The sequence below is a fragment of the Paraglaciecola sp. 2405UD69-4 genome, assembly GCF_047525415.1.
Classification (GTDB): domain Bacteria; phylum Pseudomonadota; class Gammaproteobacteria; order Enterobacterales; family Alteromonadaceae; genus Paraglaciecola.
The window spans coordinates 133,285-149,591 of record NZ_JBLIXM010000002.1 but is presented as its reverse complement, the minus strand read 5'-3'; the positions used below and the strand labels follow the sequence as shown (position 1 = coordinate 149,591).

Sequence of the window (16,307 nt, the reverse complement as noted above, 5' to 3'; positions counted from 1 at the left end):
CCTTAAACTAATTCTGTTGCCAATTTTTCAACTTGGGCATCGCTAAACTCGAGCTTTTCTTGCTCAGTTGCAGGACGAATTTGCTGACGCTCTTCAACAAAAACAATATTCATATCTTTATCTTCGCTGTTAACGAATTGACGGAAACGTTTTAAGGACTGCTCATTTTCAATAGTGGTTTTCCACTCACATTGGTAAGTATCAACAACATTTTGCATTGCAGCTTCTAATTCAGCACCTAGGCCTAAAGAGTCTTCAATGACAACCTTTTGTAAATATTCTAAGCCACCTTCTAAGTTCTCCATCCATACTGACGTACGTTGTAAACGGTCAGCTGTACGTACATAGAACATTAGAACTCTGTCGATATACTTCACTAAGGTTTCGGTATCTAGATCTGTAGCAAACAAGTCTGCATGACGGGGCTTCATACCACCATTACCACATACGTATAGGTTCCAACCATTTTCGGTTGCGATAACTCCTATGTCTTTACCTTGGGCCTCGGCACATTCACGGGTACACCCTGACACACCAAATTTAATCTTATGAGGAGCACGTAAACCTTTATAACGGTTCTCTAGGTCTACTGCGGTACCAACTGAGTCTTGCACACCGTAACGACACCAAGTACTTCCTACACAAGACTTAACGGTTCTTAATGCTTTAGCGTAGGCATGACCCGTTTCAAATCCGGCTTTGACAAGCTTTTCCCAAATATCTGGTAATTGATCAACACGCGCACCAAACAAATCGATACGTGTTCCACCGGTCACCTTGGTATACAGCTTGTATTCTTTGGCAATTTGACCTAACGCTATCAGTTTATCTGGAGTGACTTCTCCCCCTGGCATACGAGGTACGACTGAATAAGTGCCGTCTTTTTGCATGTTTCCGAGGTAAGTATCGTTAGTATCTTGCAAGCTGACATGGTCTGGTTTAAGAATATAATCGTTCCAAACTGATGCGAGTATAGAGCCAGCCGCAGGCTTACAAATTTCACACCCTAGCCCTGTTCCATGTTTACTCAAAAGCTCTTCGAAAGTTTTAATGCCGCCAACTTTTATAAGGTGAAACAATTCTTGGCGCGAGTAAGCGAAATGTTCACATATGTCCTTTTTTACTTCGACTCCTCGCTTTTCTAGTTCGCTATCAACAACCGTTTTCAGCAAGGCAGCACAACCACCACAACCAGTACCAGCTTTAGTGCACCCTTTAACTGTACTGACATCACAAGCGCCTTGATCAACAGCTTCGATAATGTCGCCTTTTGAAACATTGTGACAAGAACAAATCGTAGCAGTATCTGGCAGTGCGTCTGGGCCTAAACCAACTGGCGCATCACCACTAGAGGGCAAGATAAGGCTTTCTGGGTTGGCTGGTAACTCAATGTCATTTAACGCGTATTGCAATAAGGTATCGTAGTCACTGGTGTCGCCTATCAATACAGAACCAAGCAATTTCTTTTGCTCGGCATCAATCACTATTTTCTTATAGACTTCATCAGGTTGATTTTCGTATGTGTAACATAGAGAGCCTTCAGTTTTTGCATGGGCATCGCCTATAGAGCCAACTTCTACTCCCATAAGTTTAAGCTTGGTACTCATATCAGCGCCTTGGAAAGTCAAGTCACCACCAATAATATGACTCGCAGCAGCTCTAGCCATAGTGTAACCAGGTGCAACCAAACCAAAGATGAAGTTATTCCAAAGAGCACATTCACCAATTGCATATATGTCTGCATCACTGGTCAAACATTGATCGTTTACGACTATGCCGCCTCTAGGCCCTATTTCAATGTCAAACTCTCTAGCTAAAGCATCTGATGGACGTATACCAGCAGAAAACAAAATCATGTCTGTTTCTAATTCAGTGCCATCTGCGAAAACCATTTTATAGCGGCATACATCACCTTTTTCGATGACTTGAGTGGCTTTTTGAGTATGAACTTGCACCCCAAGATTTTCGATTTTACTACGTAATAAACGTCCACCGCCCACATCAACTTGTACAGCCATGAGTTGCGGTGCAAATTCTACAACGTGAGTTTGTAATCCAGCTTCTTTTAATGCGTTAGCAGCTTCTAGGCCTAATAAACCACCGCCTACTACCACACCCACTTTACTGACAGCAGATGATGCACTGATATTCTCTAAATCTTCAATAGTTCGATAAACCAAACAATGTGGTTGGTCATTTCCAGGGATAGGAGGTACAAATGGGTACGAGCCTGTAGACAAAACTAGCTTGTCGTATTCATAAACATCGCCCGACTCAGTCGTCACTGTTTTTGCCAGTTTATTAATATTGACAACTTTTGCACTTAGGGCAAAGTTAATATTATTCTGCTCGTAATACTCTGGAGTAGTCAAAGCCAATTCTTCAGCAGTCTTTCCGCTGAAATACTCTGATAAATGTACACGGTCATAGGCTAGTCTTGGCTCTGCTGATAAAACCGTAACATCTATTTGGATATCATCATCAGCTTTATTTGCCTTAATTAGTTCATCAACAAAGTAATGGCCAACCATTCCATTACCTACTACCACTACTCGCATTTTTTGTGCGTTATTTGCATTTATCAAACTTGACATCGGGTCACCTCTGGCCTTTTTTGAAACAAAAAAAAAGCCCACGGGTAATTCAAGAGACTTGAACCTGTGGGCTTCTTTGCCGATTTACTTTGCACGCATTTATGAAAAGTAAACGATTGTAAAATAATATTGTGTTTTCCTGTTTTAAACAAAGCACAAAGAATGCCAAAATTAAAACCGCTATTATTCAATAACTTATAAATATTAAACTTAAGTATACAAGGGTTTTCTTTGATAATTTAGTGCAATAGCACCAAATTGGCGCACAAATAGTATGGTTATTGTCGTTCTTAAATTTAATAGCCGACTAATAGCTTGTGAGTTTCAAAAAGTGCATTGGCATATGCTCAATAAAACCAGTATTCTCTGTGTAAATTAAACCTCCCAATAAGTTGGACTAGATTCTACATGACGTTTTTTAGAGCCCTTTTGTCGTTCCTTGGATTAGCCTTTGTATCACAGATCCAGGCAGCTTCTGTTTGGAAAGTATCCTCAGCAAATCATAGTCTATTTATCGCTGGTACTATTCATATTTTAACCCCCGATGATTACCCTTTACCTAAAGAATATGACACGGCCTATCAACTAAGTAGTAAGTTAGTATTTGAGACAGATATGGTAGCAGTGGGCCAACCAGAGTTCGCTCAAAAAATGATGACGACAATGACCTTTAGTGATGGTACCACTATAGATAAGGTGTTAAATGCAGATACCTATCAGGCTTTGTCTGTATTTTTATCCTCAAAAAGTATTCCTATCCAAGCTCTTGCCGACTATAAGCCTGGCATGATCGCTATTACCCTCAGTATGATGGAGTTGCAATCTATGGGATATACCAGTGAAGGCGTTGACGTTTTCTTTTCAAAAAAAGCAACCGCTGATAAAAAGCAACAGGCTTGGCTTGAAACCCCAGACCAACAATTACAGTTTTTAGCGAACATGGGTAATGAAGATCCAAATTTGATGATCGATTATACACTCAAAGATATAAAGACAATGGATACCTCATTTACAAAAATGCATACTGCTTGGCTTAATGGAGATATGGGCACCATGGCTGAGGTAGGGATTTACCCGTTTAAATCTGATTACCCTGCTATCTACGAGGACTTAATTTCCACACGAAATAGCAACTGGTACCCTCAAATCATTTCAATGTTAAAAGATGAGCCCACAGAATTTGTATTAGTAGGCGCATTGCACCTATCTGGCCCTGACGGTATTTTAGCTAAATTGGAAGCCCAGGGTTATAAAATAGAAAAGTTATAAACCTTGTAAATTTAAGAAATATCACAGTGAACTAACTCACTAGTTGGTAGTTTTTTGTCTTTTTCTAGACTTTTGCGATACTCTGCAAATTCACTCAATTAATTTAAATGTAGCAAACTAGTTATGATACAAACCTGCGACGCCCCTGGTCTTTTACCCATAGATATAGCTATCTCAAAAATGCTTGAAAGCATTACACCTGTTAATGAAAGTGAATGGGTAGAGATAGAAAGCGCACTGGGTAGAGTATTGTTCGAAGATGTTACCGCCACTATTAATGTACCTCCTGCAGATAATTCAGCAATGGATGGTTACGCGTTACGTAGTAACGATTTAGATAATACTAAGCAGCTTACACTTGTAGGCACCGCCCTAGCAGGCTCTCCTTATGATAGGCAGGTTTTAAAAGGTGAATGCGTTAGGATAATGACAGGCGCTATCATTCCAGCTGGCGCAGATTCTGTAATGATGCAAGAAAACACTCAAAAAACAGGTGATCAAGTCACCTTTTTACAAAAACCAAGTGCTGGCAATAGTATTCGTAAAGCTGGTGAAGACATTAAAAGTGGCCAAGTCATACTAACTAAAGGAACTAAGATAACGGCTGCATCCTTAGCCTTACTTGCTTCAATTGGCATACCAGAAGTTAGGGTTGTGCGGCCTATTAAAGTGGCAATCATAGCGACAGGAGACGAACTCACGCCAGTTGGGCAGACGTTAACTAAGGGTGCAATATTTGAAAGTAACCGCTATGCCTTAACAGCGCTCCTTAAGTCCTTTGCTGTAGAGGTCTTTGATTTTGGAATTATTAAAGACAACAAACAAGAATTAAGAACCACATTTGCCCAAGCGGGCGAGCACTGCGACCTGGTATTATCTTGCGGTGGGGTTTCCGTTGGAGAAGCCGACTACGTTAAAGATATACTGGATGAACTTGGCAGTATTAATTTTTGGAAGGTTGCGATTAAACCTGGAAAACCTTTTGCGTTCGGTAAATTAAAAGACGCTTGGTTTTGTGGCTTACCAGGTAACCCTGTTTCCTCTTATGTGACTTTTGAAACTTTAGTGACGCCACTTCTAGAATATATTTGTGGTGAAAAACCTAAGTCTCGCCCCTATTTTTTAGCAAAAGCGGCTTGCACTATTTATAAGCGACCAGGACGAGCTGATTTCCAAAGAGGGATTTTTTACCGAGATGAAGTAACTGATGAGCTTCTAGTGAAACCAAATGGTAAACAAGGCTCGGGTATTATGAGTTCTATTGCCAATGCAAACTGTTATATACTGCTTAGCCAAGATTCAAGTAATATTGAGCAAGGTGAGACAGTCAAAATTCAACCTTTTTAACCTTCAAATATCGCCGAATTACCAAAGTTTTTTAAGGGTTTCATTATAAATGAAGCCCAAAGCGTTGCAGTAATAAATTAAAGAGACAGTAGTGGCATTTAAACAAGAACTTAAAACTATTATCCAACTTGCTTGGCCGCTATTAATTGCGCAAATTACCCAAACCCTTATGGGGGTTTCTGATACTGTAATGGCAGGAAGATACTCAGCCACCGATATGGCAGCTGTTGCAATAGGCTTTGGGTTTACTTTCCCTATTCTTGTGTTTATTCAAGGGATTACTTTAGCTCTTCCCCCCATGATTTCCCGCTTTAATGGCTCAAAACAAATAGATAAAGTAGCGAACGCCACACAACAAATGATTTGGTTAGCGTTGACCATATCTGTTTTTGCGCTGTTGTTTTCATTGGTATTTGAACCACTATTAGATCTGGTAAACATGGATGCCCAGTTAAGGGAAATAAGCGTCGATTACATCCAATATGTACTTTACTCGATGCCTGCCTTTGCGGTTTACCAAGCACTTCGTAACTATTGCGAAGGTTTGTCAATAACCAAACCTAGCATGCTAATAATGGTCATAGGTTTATTGGTTAATATTCCTGCTAACTATATTCTTATATACGGTAAATTCGGATTGCCAGAGTTAGGAGGTGCCGGTTGTGGTATCGCTACTGGTTTAGTGTTTTGCGCTATGCTTTTTACAACTTGGTTGTACACATTAAAATCAAGCAAGTTAGCTAAGTTTAATCTGTACCAAAAAATTTACTCCCCTCGCCTAACTGATATGGTTGCTAGCTTTAAATTGGGACTACCTATCGCGTTAACGATATTGTTTGAGGTGACCTTGTTTGCTGCTGTACCTATTTTGTTAGCGCCATTTGGCCCTACAATTGTGGCATCACATCAAATTGCACTTAATTTTTCAGCATTAATGTTTATGATCCCCCTGAGCATTGGGATTACTACCAGCATACGTATCGGTTTTTTATTGGGTGAACAAAACCCTCGGCAAGCCAAATTAGCCATTAAATGCGCCTTTACCTTAGGGTTCTGTACCTCTGCTTTTGCAGCCTTAACAACTGTCATACTAAGAGTTCCTATTTCGCAGTTATATAGTATCGACCCTTTAGTAATAGACTTGGCTTCTAGCCTATTATTGTTTGCAGCTATGTTTCAATTTTCAGATGCAATTCAAGTTATTTCTGGTCACGCACTGCGTGGCTATAAGGATACAGCAGCTATGTTCTATCTGAGCTTCATATCTTATTGGGGCGTAGGTATGACAATAGGTTGTATTTTGGGATTAACCGACTGGATTGTACCTAAAATGGCTGCAGCTGGCTTTTGGATTGGCTTCATAAGTGGTTTGACAACAGCAGCAGTTTTACTCGGTTTAAGGCTAAAATATATTCAAAAACAAGAGCACATTTTAGGTTAACAGCAAAAATTGGAGTTGCCATGCAATTACTTGGTATCGCTATACGTAAACAATCAAAAGCACCTATGGAATGTATACCTCAAGCAATGCTCACTAGAGTTGCCGGTGTTGATGGTGACTTTAGGGGTAAACCGGGTAAGCGCCAAGTAACAGTATTAAGTAAAGAGCAATGGGAAATAAGCTGCAAAGAGCTAGCAACTTCACTGCCTTGGACTATTCGGCGCTCAAACCTCTTGGTATCTGGCATTACCTTTAATGAAGACATGGTTGGCCAACAAATAAAAATAGGCCATCTAAGACTCTTAATTACCCGAGAAACTGACCCTTGCCCTAGAATGGATCAACAATACCTTGGTCTAACACAAGCTCTTGTCCCAGATTGGCGAGGTGGAGTATGCTGCCGCGTAATTGCTGATGGACGAGTCACTGTTGGAGATAAAGTACAAATAATCACCTAACTCACCAAAGCTTTACTTCACTGTTCACCATAAGACAGGGAGTCAACTGCTGCCTTTATGTCTTCCACCTTACAGGTAATAACAGTAACATTTTCATAGCCTACCCTTGTTAATTGCTCAGCTGCTAAAGCGGCTCTAGCGGATGTAGCACAATGTAAGTAGATAGCTTTTGAAGCGTCTTTTTCTAACTCCAACATTTTCATTTCTAACAAGCCCCTTGGTATATTAATCGCACCTGGAGCTGGAAACGCTAGATGTTCCGCTGGCTCTCTTACATCTATAAGTACCCCACCATTTATGCTTCGCTCTGCAGCTGCTGTTTTGGCATCAACGCAGCGTAACTTCTGTTTTACTTCTGAAATCAAATCTGGAATGGCTTTTAACATAGTTTATTCCTCAACACCTAGTTTTTGTAAAATACTGATCATTGGGCACCACAAAGTGAATGCTGATTGGATAAGATTTAGCCCAATCACAATACTCAGATATACCCAGTTAGGATGAACCCAGTGGGATAAAGCCAAAGATATTAAAATAAATACCCCTGCAATAAGTCTCAACATTGCATGTAATTTCATTTGTGCTCCCATTATTGAATTTCCATTACATTAGCTCTTTCTAATATTAGAATCAACTTATATTAGCAATTTCTAATATTATAGTTATACTAATGTGAAACAAAATTAATATAGTTACAGGGGGTTACTTTGAACTTAGATGAATTGGCAAGTAATGCAGGCAATGCCGAAGCATTTTTAAAAATATTAGCGAATAAGAATCGACTAATGATCTTATGCACTTTATTAGACGAAGAGCGCAGCGTCTCTGATTTAAACCAATCAATACCTCTAGGCCAATCTGCTCTGTCACAACATTTAGCCATATTAAGGCAACACAAACTTGTGGATACCAGAAGAGATGCTCAGAGCATCTACTATTCGGTAAGTGATATTCGAGTAAAACAAATTATTGAAAAACTATATGAGTTTTTCTGTAATTAGTAACCTAAATTAAGGCAATGTAAACGTGGCTAACTTAAAACTCGAGTCTCCCTTTGATAGAGCAATTGAATACGCTTTGTTAAATCGAGGCTTACCTATATTTTTATTCTTATTTTCATTCATTGCGGGTTTAGTTGCACTTCAAGCTACACCTAGGGAAGAGGAACCACAAATTGTGGTTCCTATGATAGAAATCATGGTGGATGTGCCTAATTTGTCAGCCCGTCAAATAGAACGCCAAGTCACCACACCATTAGAAAAGTTACTCACACAAATAGCTGGAGTTGAGCACACCTACTCCACCACTATTGATGGAAAGCTATCACTAGTCCTACGTTTTTTTGTTGGAGAGAACCGCGAAAAAGCTCTCATCAATACTTACAATAAACTCCACTCAAACGAGAATTTAATGCCCTCTGTGGTAACAAATTGGAGACTAAAATCTATTGAAGTAGACGATATTCCGATTGTTATGATAGGGCTAATTAGTCACGATGAACAAACATATAATGATGTTGCTCTACGACGAATTGGTGAAGAAATAACAACCTTATTACAAGGTATCAACAACACCAGTGAAGTTAATATCGTAGGCGGTAGGCCAAGAAAAATTGAAGTCGAATTAGATATTGCTGCCCTTTCTGGATACCGAACGACAGCCTTAGACGTATATAGTGCCATCAAACGTTCTAACCAATTAGAACAATCAGCTGCCGTGATCATAGGGTCAAAGTCAGTGGTAATTGAGTCGGGGGATGTCATCAGAAGCCTTGATGACTTAAAGAATATCGTCGTTAATATGGTCAATGGTAAAGCAGTACTGTTACAAGATATTGCTAAGGTAAAAGATTCACAAAAAACCATCACCTCATATCAATGGCTTGATTACAGCCATTATTTTATAAAACAGCGAAACGCTACAGGCTCTACCCATAAGTTAAACAGCCAAGCAAGCCCTATGGTCACCATCAGTGTTGCAAAGCAAAAAGGGACTAATGCCGTAAAAGTCTCCAAAGAAGTACTAAACAAGATGGCAGAACTAAAACGCAGTTTTTTGCCAACTGAGATTGATTACAAAGTCCTGAGAAATTATGGGCAAACTGCCAATGAGAAGGTCAACAATTTAAGTGCAAGTTTAGCATTTGCGGTATTTACGGTAGTGGTTTTCATTGCCATATTTCTGGGATGGCGAGCTGCAATTGTTGTCGGCTTAGCTGTGCCAGTTTGCTATGGATTGACTTTACTATTAGACCTAATGTTTGGCTACAGTATTAACCGTGTCACCCTATTTGCATTAATATTATCTTTAGGCTTATTGGTAGATGACCCTATTACGGGCATTGACAATATTAGCCGCTTTCTGACATTACCGAATAAAAAGAAAACAAAAAACCAACGAATTGTTGAAGCCATGGCCGAGATAAAAGCGCCTTTGATTATGTCAACAGTGACCATAATTCTTGCCTTTGTGCCCTTGGCTTTTATTACTGGCATGATGGGGCCCTATATGGCACCCATGGCCTTCAATGTACCAATAAGTGTGATTTTATCTGGTGTGGTTGCGTTTTTTATCACCCCTTGGTTGGCAGCAAAACTTTTAAAACCAGGTGAAATCGATAGTCCCACTTCCTCTTCCTTTTACCGGCGCTTGCTTGCGCCTCTTATCGCCACTAAAGGTCGAGCTAAGTTGGGGTTGTTTATGGTCTTAGCTTTATTTCTTGCAGCAAGCTTACTGCCCTTACTTCGTGCAGTCCCTTTGAAATTATTACCATTTGATAACAAAAATGAAATCCAACTTCTAATTGATTTACCCGAGTCTGCTACTCTAGAGCAAACGGCCGCTAAAACACAAGAAGTGATAGAGATAGCCAAAAGCCTACCAGAAATTGAGTTTCTTGCTGCTTATGTGGGTGAAGCCTCTCCGATAGATTTTAACGGAATGGTGCGCCAGTATTATTTAAGAAACTCCCCTCACCAAGGAGAAGTTCGCCTTATATTAATAGATAAAAATAAACGTGAACAACAATCCCACGGCCTTGTTTTGAGGTTAAGAGAATTACTCTTACCATTACAAACTAAAGATACCCACATAAAGGTTGTTGAAGTTCCACCTGGACCACCGGTATTAAGTACCTTAGTAGCCGAAGTATATGCTGAACCATTTATAGCAAGCTCTACACAAGAGCAAGCAGCTAAAATACTGATGGAACGACTTTCAAAAGTGCCGCACCTAGTAGAATTAGACTCCAGTTTATCAGCTACTCAAGAAGTCGCGCGTTTTATCATAGATAAAAGAAAAGCTGCGTTGTCAGGTATCTCTACGGAAGAAGTCAATCAAACCTTAGAAATAGCAGCTACAGGCATGGGTACTGGTATTTTACAAACTGACAATGAGGTTACTCCTTTAGAAATTGAACTAAAATTACCTTTTGAAACCGCAAACCAAGCCAACGACTTTAATGGACTCCCCTTACGAGGTTTGGAAGGCATTGCACAACAAGATGCTGGCGTGGGACTGGAGCCTGCACCACAACCTGTAGTTAGTTTAGCTGAACTTGGTAGCTGGCATTCGTTAACCGTAAGCCAACCTATTCTTCATAAAGACTTACGGCCCGTAATCTATGTCACTGCTGAGTTATCTGGACGCACACCCGCAGAAGTAATAGCTGATGTAACAGCAGACAGGATACATACCAATAGCTCTTCAAAAGTAACAAATGTTAACCTAGAACAAGACTCTAAAGACGCTAGCGAAAACTGGCAATCCCGCACTTATTTAAATTCTGGAGCAGGTATAAGCTGGGCCGTTCCAGAGGGCATAGATATTGACTTTGGTGGCGAAGGCGAATGGTTAATTACAATAGATGTATTTCGGGATATGGGCATAGCATTTGCGTTTGCATTAGTTGGAATTTTTATAGTGTTACGGTGGCAAGTCTCAAGCACTAACTTAGCTTTAATTATTATGTCTGCAATTCCCCTAACCATAATTGGAATTATGCCTGGATTTTGGCTAATGAATCAAATGGGAGAGAGATGGATTGGCAATGCCCCTGACCCAGTATTATTCACGGCAACAGCTATGATTGGCATGATTGCTTTAGCAGGTATAGTAGTACGTAACTCATTAATATTGATAGAATTTATTACTTTAGCACGGTCAAACGGCAATACAATTAAAGATGCCTTGTTTGCAGCAGGAACAGTGAGAATGCGGCCAGTCCTTCTTACAGCTGGAACTACCTTATTAGGTAATATTGTTATTATTCTAGACCCTGTTTTTAGCGGCCTAGCCCTTGCAATTATGTTTGGCATTATCGCCTCAACCTTCTTTTCACTACTTGTGGTTCCCATGGTTTACTTCTTAGTATTTGATAAACCAAGCTCTTTAAATATCGCCCCAAGAGAACCAAAGTCACAATCTAACACTCGGGAGAATCACGCATGATTTCAAACATAGTACGAAAAGGTTTTGCTCCTTTGATTGCCATTTTAGTTTTGGCTATATCTATTGCCTGGATGGCTGGATTATTTAACGATAAAATCCCAGCGAACGAATTGGTTAATGCACAAAGCAAGATACCTGTAGCAGCATTTGAAGTGACCAGTACTCTAGTTCCCAAATATGAATATGCCCCTGCCAGTTTAAAAGCACGAGAAACGACCCTAATATCCAGCCGTATACTGGCAAAAATAGAAAAAATCACCGTGCGTTCAGGTGACAGTGTCGCTCAAGGAGAGCCCCTTGTGATGTTAGAGAATAAGGATCTTCAAAGCCAGCTTGCCCAAACTCAATCCAAAGTAGAGTCACTTCAAGGTGAATTAGTTGACGCACAAAACACCCTTAAACGCGTTAAAAACCTAAAACAAAAAGGGCTTGCTTCAAAAGCAGAGCTTGACCAAGCACAAGCGGTGTTTACACGATTTAAAGGCGAGATTCAAACTGCACAACAAGGTCAGCAAGAGGCTGAGGCCGAATTAGCATATAGTACTATTCTCGCTCCTTTCGCTGGGCGCATAGTCGATAGAAAAGCAGAGCCTGGGAACATGGCAGCTCCCGGAGAGCCTATCTTAGCCTTGTACAACCCTAACTCCATACTAATCGAATCAGATATTAGAGAGTCAATAGCGATAAACTTAAAGCTTGGACAAAAACTATCGGTATACATAGACAGCCTAGATTTAAATCTTACAGCAGTTATATCAGAGATGGTGCCTGCTGCAGATCCCAATGCCCACAGTTTTGTTGTTAAAGCGAATATTCTGCACGACGAACGTCTACGCCCTGGAATGTTTGCGCGAATACAAATTCCCACAGGAGAAGAGTCGATTATTTTAATTCCCAAACACTTAATAGAAAGCTTTGGCCAGTTAAATAAGGTATGGGTCAACAATCAAGGGCGCTTAACTCGTCGCTTCATTCGGATAGGAGAATCGCACGACAATATGGTTGAAGTAGTATCAGGATTGACACAGGGTGATAAGCTAGTCTCATACGTAAACTAAAAGAGTTTGAACTTGGTAACCCACGCCCTTTACAAAGAACAAACACGAAGTCCTTTTAGTGTCAGCTTGTTAAGGCTAACGAACCAGCCATTATAATATTTTAAAGGAAGCCCGCTAGACTAATTTACGAAAAGCGGGCCCCACGCCATAACTATCTTCTAGCAATAATCCAGACAGCGTGAATGATGCCAGGTAAATATCCCAACAAAGTAAGCAAGATGTTTAGAAAAAATGCACCACTTAGGCCCACCTGCAAAAATACACCTAATGGGGGGAGAAGAATTGACAAAATTATTCTGATGATATCCATAACTTACCTCTTGTTTAATTATTAAAAACTACCCTGATTGCTTCTTAGCTACAAAGAAACGCCACTTACAACCTACTAGTAGCACAAAGTAAGCCAGTGCCAAGAAACCTCAGAAAAACAAAATAAATCAATTAAATATCAATAAATTACGAAAAATAGAAAATACAACATCGTTAGAATTAACAGGCTTGTTCGATGTTTAAACTACACATGTGTAAAAAATTTAGGTGATAAGTGGAAATATTACACGCCCTATCTAAATATATTAAGGTGATCTCGAACCAATCTTTAACAAAAGATATAAGGCTAATCTCGTTTTAAGCGATTAAGCCTGTTTAACCTTTTTATTGCAGTTTTAGCTTTGGCATAGCCTCTAGCCGCAGAATTTTGATACCAAGTATTTGCAATATTTAAATCTGTAGCGACTCCCTTCCCTTTCTCATAAGCAAGCCCTAGCTGATATTGTGGAATAGCATCCCCCTGCTCAGCCGCCATAAGCCACCACTTAATGGCTAACTCATCACTTTGATCTACGCCCTTACCAAAAGCATAGGCATTACCTAGATTATGTTGGGCTAGTACATTGCCTAGGACTGCAGCTCGGCGATACCAGACTACAGCCTGTTCAGGATTTAAACTTTTGCCAAGTCCCTCTGCATATGCCGTTCCCATGAGGAAAAGTGCCTCCGGTATCTGGCTAGCCGCTAACTTTTCAACCTCATCGATAACCGTTTTAGCAATTTCCATAGCTTTTCCCTTGTCTGATGAATATCCCATGCGACCTGTGGAATGTACCCTCGCTATCCACATTACTGCTAAGGGAGTTTCTTTTAAAGCAGCCTTATCTAGAAGTGCTTTAGCTTTAACATCATCAACTCTTCCGGTTACTCCCGTATACCAATCAATTGCACGACTTAAATCGGGATCAACTTTAAAATCGATAGCCCCATTAGTATGAAATGTAATCATTCCCAAACAAGCTACAAACATTACTCCTAAACGAATTAGGTTATTTTTATTGTTTTTCATAATAAGACCCACCGAAAGTCGCAATTTATTTTTTTAAACCATGATGACACCCAATAAAAAAATTAGCAAAACTCAATTTTCCACCTCAATTTTAAAAGGTAACTTAAACTTAGCTGTGGACATAAACTTGGAGCTCATTGAATAACCACCTCTGCCTGAATATAGGTATTAGAGTGAATTTACCCATACCGACAAATAAAAAAACCCGCTAGCAGCGGGCTTTTAAATATCAACTAATAAAGTTACTTAGAAATTACCAACCAGTAATTTCGCGTAGGCCTTTACCGATATCAGCAAGTGAACGAACTGTTTTAACACCAGCATCTTCAAGTGCTTTGAACTTCTCATCAGCTGTACCCTTACCACCTGCGATAATTGCACCGGCGTGACCCATACGCTTACCAGCAGGGGCAGTTACACCTGCAATATAAGATACAACAGGCTTAGTTACGTTAGCTTTGATAAATTCTGCAGCTTCTTCTTCAGCTGAACCACCAATTTCACCAATCATAACGATTGCTTCTGTAGCTGGATCTTCTTGGAACAACTTCAAAATGTCGATGAAGTTAGAACCAGGAATAGGATCACCACCTATACCTACACAAGTAGACTGGCCGAAACCTTCATCTGTAGTTTGCTTAACTGCTTCGTACGTAAGTGTACCAGAACGAGATACGATACCCACTTTACCAGGCTTATGGATATGGCCAGGCATGATACCAATTTTACATTCGCCAGGAGTAATAACACCTGGGCAGTTAGGACCGATCATGCGAACGCCTTTAACGTTCAAGTATTCTTTTACGAATAACATATCGATAGTTGGGATACCTTCTGTGATACAGATGATCAATTCTATACCAGCGTCTGCCGCTTCAACGATTGAATCTTTACAGAAAGGTGCAGGTACATAGATAACAGTTGCAGTTGCGCCTGTTGCCTCTACTGCTTCGCGTACTGTATTGAAAACAGGAAGGTCTAGGTGAGTTGTACCACCTTTACCAGGTGTAACACCACCTACCATTTGTGTACCGTAAGCTATGGCTTGTTCTGAGTGGAATGTACCTTGACCACCAGTAAAACCTTGACAGATAACTTTGGTGTCTTTATTAATTAATACAGACATTATTTGCCCTCCGCGGCTTTAACAACTTGCTGTGCTGCGTCAGTTAGACTGCTAGCAGCTATGATGTCTAGGTCAGACTTAGCTAATACTTCACGACCTAATTCAGCGTTTGTTCCTTCAAGACGAACAACAACAGGAACTTTAACACCTACTTCTTTAACTGCACCGATAATACCTTCGGCGATCATGTCACAACGTACAATCCCACCAAAAATGTTAACTAATACTGCACTAACATTACTGTCAGAAAGAATGATTTTGAATGCTTCAGCAACACGCTCTTTAGTGGCACCGCCACCAACATCAAGGAAGTTAGCAGGCTTGCCACCATGTAGGTTAACGATATCCATAGTACCCATAGCAAGACCGGCACCGTTAACCATACAACCAACGTTTCCGTCTAGAGCTACATAGTTAAGTTCCCATTTTGCAGCTTCCGCTTCACGGGCGTCATCTTGAGATGGATCGTGCATAGCTTTAACTTTAGGTTGACGGTAAGCAGCGTTACCATCGATAGCTACTTTAGCATCTAGACAGTGAATATCACCGTCATCTTTGATTACTAGAGGATTGATTTCGATTAATGCGATATCTAGGTCAACGAACATTTTAGCTAGGCCTAAGAAAATCTTAGTGAATTGCTTAATTTGTACGCCTTTAAGGCCTAGTTGGAAAGCCATGTCACGAGCTTGATAAGGCTGAGCACCAACAATTGGATCAATTTCAGCTTTTAGAATTTTTTCTGGAGTCTCTTCAGCAACGGTTTCAATTTCAACACCGCCTTCAGTAGAAGCCATGAATACGATACGACGTGAAGTACGATCAACAACAGCACCTAAATAAAGTTCGTCAGCAATATCAGTACAAGATTCAACTAATATTTTGCTTACCGGTTGTCCGTTTTCGTCAGTTTGAAAAGTAACTAGGTTTTTACCTAACCAGTTTTCAGCGAAGGCTTTAATCTCTTCTTTCGACTTAACTAGTTTAACACCGCCAGCTTTACCTCGGCCACCTGCGTGTACTTGGCATTTAACCACCCACTCACTTCCGCCAATTTTATCTGCCGCTGCTGCAGCTTCTTCTGGAGAATCTGTAGCGATCCCTTCAGACACTGGCAAGCCATATTCTTTGAATAATTGCTTGCCTTGATATTCATGCAAATTCATGGTTTTTTACCCGTTTTATTTAAGAAAAAAGCGGCTTGTTAGCTGCTTTATTTTTTTAAT

The 16,307-nt window shown here is 40.2% G+C and carries 14 protein-coding genes; 7 read left to right on the top strand and 7 right to left on the bottom strand.

All coding sequences use genetic code 11. The annotated features are described in order from the left end of the window. Positions 1-2: 2 nt before the first annotated feature. Complete coding sequence (gene nirB, locus ACMUMK_RS07215) at positions 3-2,594, bottom strand: nitrite reductase large subunit NirB (RefSeq protein WP_414700458.1); 2,592 nt, start codon at positions 2,592-2,594, stop codon at positions 3-5. Between the two features lie 408 nt (positions 2,595-3,002). Between nirB and ACMUMK_RS07210 the strand changes: the two genes are divergently transcribed. The 4 genes from ACMUMK_RS07210 to ACMUMK_RS07195 all read left to right on the top strand — a co-directional run bounded on the left by ACMUMK_RS07210 (position 3,003) and on the right by ACMUMK_RS07195 (position 7,109). Then, positions 3,003-3,863 (top strand): TraB/GumN family protein, encoded by an 861-nt coding sequence (locus ACMUMK_RS07210; protein WP_414700457.1) that lies wholly within the window; start codon positions 3,003-3,005, stop codon positions 3,861-3,863. A gap of 123 nt (positions 3,864-3,986) precedes the next feature. Beyond that, positions 3,987-5,210 (top strand): gephyrin-like molybdotransferase Glp, encoded by a 1,224-nt coding sequence (gene glp / locus ACMUMK_RS07205; RefSeq protein WP_414700456.1) that lies wholly within the window; start codon positions 3,987-3,989, stop codon positions 5,208-5,210. A gap of 91 nt (positions 5,211-5,301) precedes the next feature. Continuing rightward, on the top strand, positions 5,302-6,651 hold the full coding sequence (locus ACMUMK_RS07200; protein WP_414700455.1) for an MATE family efflux transporter: 1,350 nt from the start codon (positions 5,302-5,304) through the stop codon (positions 6,649-6,651). 20 nt (positions 6,652-6,671) lie between these two features. Next, entirely contained in the window at positions 6,672-7,109 is a 438-nt protein-coding gene (locus ACMUMK_RS07195) for an MOSC domain-containing protein (RefSeq protein ID WP_414700454.1), read from the top strand. A gap of 17 nt (positions 7,110-7,126) precedes the next feature. Here the strand turns inward: ACMUMK_RS07195 and ACMUMK_RS07190 are convergent, their stop codons facing one another. Further along, positions 7,127-7,495 carry a rhodanese-like domain-containing protein gene (locus ACMUMK_RS07190; protein WP_414700453.1) on the bottom strand — a complete coding sequence of 123 codons (369 nt, stop codon included), beginning with the start codon at positions 7,493-7,495 and terminating at the stop codon, positions 7,127-7,129. A 3-nt stretch (positions 7,496-7,498) separates the two neighbouring features. Further along, positions 7,499-7,687: a DUF2892 domain-containing protein gene (locus ACMUMK_RS07185; protein WP_414700452.1), complete on the bottom strand. Its 189-nt coding sequence runs from the start codon at positions 7,685-7,687 to the stop codon at positions 7,499-7,501. 129 nt (positions 7,688-7,816) lie between these two features. Between ACMUMK_RS07185 and ACMUMK_RS07180 the strand changes: the two genes are divergently transcribed. Genes ACMUMK_RS07180 through ACMUMK_RS07170 form a run of 3 tightly spaced genes read left to right on the top strand, consistent with a single transcriptional unit; the run spans position 7,817 to position 12,616 of the window. Beyond that, on the top strand, positions 7,817-8,110 hold the full coding sequence (locus tag ACMUMK_RS07180; protein WP_414700451.1) for an ArsR/SmtB family transcription factor: 294 nt from the start codon (positions 7,817-7,819) through the stop codon (positions 8,108-8,110). Positions 8,111-8,135: 25 nt separating this feature from the next. Beyond that, the gene (locus tag ACMUMK_RS07175; RefSeq protein WP_414700450.1) at positions 8,136-11,558 is read left to right on the top strand and encodes an efflux RND transporter permease subunit; all 3,423 of its coding nucleotides are present in this window, start codon (positions 8,136-8,138) and stop codon (positions 11,556-11,558) included. After that, on the top strand, positions 11,555-12,616 hold the full coding sequence (locus ACMUMK_RS07170) for an efflux RND transporter periplasmic adaptor subunit (RefSeq protein WP_414700449.1): 1,062 nt from the start codon (positions 11,555-11,557) through the stop codon (positions 12,614-12,616). The genes ACMUMK_RS07175 and ACMUMK_RS07170 overlap by 4 nt, the downstream gene beginning before the upstream one ends. 151 nt (positions 12,617-12,767) lie before the next feature. On the opposite strand, the gene ACMUMK_RS07165 is transcribed toward ACMUMK_RS07170, so the two are convergent. The 4 genes from ACMUMK_RS07165 to sucC all read right to left on the bottom strand — a co-directional run bounded on the left by ACMUMK_RS07165 (position 12,768) and on the right by sucC (position 16,247). Further along, positions 12,768-12,926 carry a YqaE/Pmp3 family membrane protein gene (locus tag ACMUMK_RS07165; protein ID WP_414700448.1) on the bottom strand — a complete coding sequence of 53 codons (159 nt, stop codon included), beginning with the start codon at positions 12,924-12,926 and terminating at the stop codon, positions 12,768-12,770. A gap of 306 nt (positions 12,927-13,232) precedes the next feature. Continuing rightward, on the bottom strand, positions 13,233-13,955 hold the full coding sequence (locus ACMUMK_RS07160; protein WP_414700447.1) for a tetratricopeptide repeat protein: 723 nt from the start codon (positions 13,953-13,955) through the stop codon (positions 13,233-13,235). 253 nt (positions 13,956-14,208) lie between these two features. Next, positions 14,209-15,081 (bottom strand): succinate--CoA ligase subunit alpha, encoded by an 873-nt coding sequence (sucD, locus tag ACMUMK_RS07155; protein WP_414700446.1) that lies wholly within the window; start codon positions 15,079-15,081, stop codon positions 14,209-14,211. After that, entirely contained in the window at positions 15,081-16,247 is a 1,167-nt protein-coding gene (sucC, locus tag ACMUMK_RS07150; RefSeq protein WP_133470469.1) for an ADP-forming succinate--CoA ligase subunit beta, read from the bottom strand. Before sucC ends, sucD begins: the two co-directional genes overlap by 1 nt. Between the last annotated feature and the right edge of the window lie 60 nt (positions 16,248-16,307).

Excerpts from the sequence above, each read along its gene's own strand:
- nirB (WP_414700458.1), bottom strand. The coding sequence starts at position 2,594 with ATGTCAAGTTTGATAAATGCAAATAACGCACAAAAAATGCGAGTAGTG.
- ACMUMK_RS07210 (WP_414700457.1), top strand. The coding sequence starts at position 3,003 with ATGACGTTTTTTAGAGCCCTTTTGTCGTTCCTTGGATTAGCCTTTGTA.
- glp (WP_414700456.1), top strand. The coding sequence starts at position 3,987 with ATGATACAAACCTGCGACGCCCCTGGTCTTTTACCCATAGATATAGCT.
- ACMUMK_RS07195 (WP_414700454.1), top strand. The coding sequence starts at position 6,672 with ATGCAATTACTTGGTATCGCTATACGTAAACAATCAAAAGCACCTATG.
- ACMUMK_RS07190 (WP_414700453.1), bottom strand. The coding sequence starts at position 7,495 with ATGTTAAAAGCCATTCCAGATTTGATTTCAGAAGTAAAACAGAAGTTA.
- ACMUMK_RS07185 (WP_414700452.1), bottom strand. The coding sequence starts at position 7,687 with ATGAAATTACATGCAATGTTGAGACTTATTGCAGGGGTATTTATTTTA.
- ACMUMK_RS07170 (WP_414700449.1), top strand. The coding sequence starts at position 11,555 with ATGATTTCAAACATAGTACGAAAAGGTTTTGCTCCTTTGATTGCCATT.
- ACMUMK_RS07165 (WP_414700448.1), bottom strand. The coding sequence starts at position 12,926 with ATGGATATCATCAGAATAATTTTGTCAATTCTTCTCCCCCCATTAGGT.
- ACMUMK_RS07160 (WP_414700447.1), bottom strand. The coding sequence starts at position 13,955 with ATGAAAAACAATAAAAATAACCTAATTCGTTTAGGAGTAATGTTTGTA.
- sucD (WP_414700446.1), bottom strand. The coding sequence starts at position 15,081 with ATGTCTGTATTAATTAATAAAGACACCAAAGTTATCTGTCAAGGTTTT.
- sucC (WP_133470469.1), bottom strand. The coding sequence starts at position 16,247 with ATGAATTTGCATGAATATCAAGGCAAGCAATTATTCAAAGAATATGGC.